Origin of the sequence: Streptomyces sp. (assembly GCF_031178505.1) — a bacterium.
Taxonomy (GTDB): Bacteria; Actinomycetota; Actinomycetes; order Streptomycetales; family Streptomycetaceae; genus Streptomyces; species Streptomyces gulbargensis.
The window spans coordinates 1-3074 of sequence record NZ_JAPSIW010000802.1; the positions used below are offsets into that span (position 1 = coordinate 1).

The window sequence follows — 3074 nt, forward strand, 5'->3', positions numbered from 1 at the left end:
CAGCTCGGGCGGGAGGGGTACGGCGGTCCGCGAGACCTGGCCGGCCGTCACGGTGGCCGCCGTCCCGGCGGCTCCGGCGGGTGCGGCGGTCGTCGCGGCGAGCGTGGCGGCGGCCGCGGCCGCGACGGCGGCCGCGATGGGCCGGCGGAGTCTGAACCTGGTGCGCGTCATTGCGCCTCCTGGAAGTGGGGTTACCCACGGTTTTTACTGGCGGGTACGCACGAGGGGAATACATCGAACAAGACAAGTGCTCATCTTTTCCGGGGGGTTCGGGGGGACTCAGCGGCCGCCCGACGAGCACGGTCCAGGAGGTTGAGGACATGAACGACACTGACGGATACCGGATCGAGCACGACTCCATGGGCGAGGTCCGCGTGCCCGCGCACGCCAAGTGGCGAGCGCAGACCCAGCGGGCGGTGGAGAACTTCCCGGTCTCCGGCCAGCGCCTGGAGCGCGCCCACATCGAGGCCCTGGCCCGGATCAAGGCCGCCGCGGCCAAGGTGAACGCCGAGCTCGGCGTGATCGACAAGGACCGGGCGGAGGCGATCGCCGAGGCGGCCGGGGAGGTCGCGGAGGGACGCTGGGACGAGCACTTCCCCGTCGACGTGTTCCAGACCGGTTCCGGCACCTCGTCCAACATGAACACCAACGAGGTGATCGCCACGCTCGCCACCGAGCGGCTGCCCGAGGGGCGCGAGGTCCACCCCAACGACCACGTGAACGCCTCGCAGTCGTCCAACGACGTCTTCCCCTCCTCCATCCACATCGCGGCCACCGCCGCCGTCACCCGGGACCTGGTCCCGGCCCTGGAACACCTGGCCGATTCCCTGGAGCGAAAATCGGCCGAATTCGCGACGGTCGTGAAGTCCGGCCGTACGCACCTCATGGACGCCACGCCCGTCACCCTCGGCCAGGAGTTCGGTGGTTACGCGGCCCAGGTCAGGTACGGGATCGAGCGGCTGCGCGCCGCGCTCCCCCGCCTCGCCGAACTGCCCCTCGGGGGCACGGCGGTGGGCACCGGCATCAACACCCCGGCCGGCTTCTCCGCGGCCGTCATCGCGGAGGTGGCGCGGGCGACCGGGCTTCCGCTGACCGAGGCCCGCGACCACTTCGAGGCGCAGGGCGCCCGCGACGGACTGGTGGAGACCTCCGGGCAGCTCAGGACCATCGCGGTCTCGCTCACCAAGATCGCCAACGATCTGCGGTGGATGGCCAGCGGCCCGCGCACCGGCCTCGCCGAGATCAACCTGCCCGACCTCCAGCCGGGTTCCTCGATCATGCCGGGCAAGGTCAACCCGGTCATTCCGGAGGCGGTCCTGATGGTCGCCGCGCAGGTGACCGGAAACGACACCACGGTCGCGGTGGCGGGCGCCGCCGGGAACTTCGAGCTCAACGTGATGCTCCCGGTCATGGCGAAGAACCTCCTGGAGTCGGTGCGGCTGCTCGCCAACGCCTCCCGGCTGCTCGCCGACCGCACGGTCGACGGCATCACCGCCAACGTGGAGCGGGCGCGCGAGTACGCCGAGTCCTCCCCGTCCGTCGTGACCCCGCTGAACAAGTACATCGGCTACGAGGAGGCCGCCAAGGTCGCCAAGAAGTCCCTCGCCGAGCGGAAGACCATCCGCGAGGTGGTGCTGGAGTCGGGCTACGTGGAGCGGGGCGACCTCACGGTGGAACAGCTCGACGAGGCGCTGGACGTCCTGCGCATGACCCGCCCCTGACCCCGTACGGCGGAGGTGGCGGGAGTACGCCACGGGGTGTCCCGCCGGTCGTGCCGGGCCCGGCGCTTCCGGCGGGACACGCCCTAAGATCTGCGCATGACAGGATCGGGCGGCCCTCAGCACTGGGCGCCGGGGGAGCACATTCTCTGGCGCTACCGCGGCAACGGCACCGGCGACGTGCACATCTGCCGTCCCGTGACCGTCGTCCAGGACACCCCGGAGCTGCTCGCGGTGTGGATGGCGCCGGGCACCGAGTGCGTACGGCCCGTGCTCGCCGACGGCACGCCCGTGCACGAGGAGCCGCTCGCCACCCGCTACACCGCACCGCGCACCACGGAGCGCGCGCAATGGTTCGGCAGCGGGGTGCTGAAGCTGGCCAGGCCCGGGGATCCGTGGTCGGTCTGGCTGTTCTGGGAGCGCGGCTGGCGCTTCCGCAGCTGGTACGTGAACCTGGAGGAGCCCCGGACCCGCTGGTCCGGCGGCGTCGACTCCGAGGACCACTTCCTCGACATCTCCGTCTATCCCGACCGCAGCTGGCTGTGGCGCGACGAGGACGAGTTCGCCCAGGCCCAGCGGGCCGGCCTGATGACCCCGGCGCAGGCCGAGCGGGTACGGGAGGCGGGGCGGCGGGCGGTCGAGCGGATCCAGGCCTGGGGCGCGCCGTTCGCCGACGGCTGGGAGCACTGGCGGCCGGATCCGGAATGGCCGGTTCCCGAGCTGCCGGCGGACTGGGACCGCACTCCGGCGCACACGGCACCGTGAGACCCTTGATGCGCCCCCGGGGTTCAAACGTAGGATCGTCCTCCGCAAGGCCGAGACCGAACGAACAGCACGTCAGACCGATCCGACAGCACGTCAGGCCGCCCGGGCGGTACGGCGGGCAGGGTCCCGGCAGCCCCGCCGGGACGGGCCCGGCGGACCGCCGGCGGCCGAGCACAGCGCAGGACCTGACCACCAGTCGCCCATGAGGGGAGAACAGTGCCGGACGTGTGCCCGGGTGTTCCCACCCCTGCCGTCGCCGACACGCGCGGAGTGTCCGCATCCGCTGCGTACGAGGGGTTTAGCCCCGTCCGCGGTGCGGCATCGGCGACAAGAGCGAGTGCATCGCACCACCGGCCCGGACGGACGGAATCCCACGCGTGACGGAGCATCCCACCTCCCACGAAGGCAGGCAGCCGCCGACTGCCCGGTCGCAGGAACGCGCGCGCCCCCGCCAGGAGGCCGCGGCCGCCGCCCTGCCCGCCGAACCGGCCGCGCAGCCGGCCCGGTCCGGCGAGGCCGTGACGCCGGGCCTGCCGGCCCAGGCGGGCGACGGCGCGGCGCGCGCCGGCGCGCCGCACCCGGCCGACGCGG

2 protein-coding genes and 1 pseudogene are annotated in these 3074 nt (G+C 72.8%); all 3 read left to right on the plus strand.

Annotated features, from left to right (window positions below):
• The first annotated feature begins 320 nt into the window (after positions 1 to 320).
• Positions 321 to 1721, plus strand: coding sequence for a class II fumarate hydratase (locus RIF68_RS32590; RefSeq protein WP_309054951.1), 1401 nt, complete (start codon positions 321 to 323; stop codon positions 1719 to 1721).
• 96 nt (positions 1722 to 1817) lie between these two features.
• A complete protein-coding gene (locus RIF68_RS32595; protein ID WP_309054953.1) occupies positions 1818 to 2483 on the plus strand; it encodes a DUF402 domain-containing protein in 666 nt (221 codons plus the stop codon).
• Between the two features lie 377 nt (positions 2484 to 2860).
• Positions 2861 to 3074, plus strand: a pseudogene (locus tag RIF68_RS32600) (serine/threonine protein phosphatase); the annotation flags it as partial.

Bases quoted from the DNA above. Each gene is read 5' to 3' on its own strand.
- RIF68_RS32590 (WP_309054951.1), top strand. From the start codon at position 321: ATGAACGACACTGACGGATACCGGATCGAGCACGACTCCATGGGCGAG.
- RIF68_RS32595 (WP_309054953.1), top strand. From the start codon at position 1,818: ATGACAGGATCGGGCGGCCCTCAGCACTGGGCGCCGGGGGAGCACATT.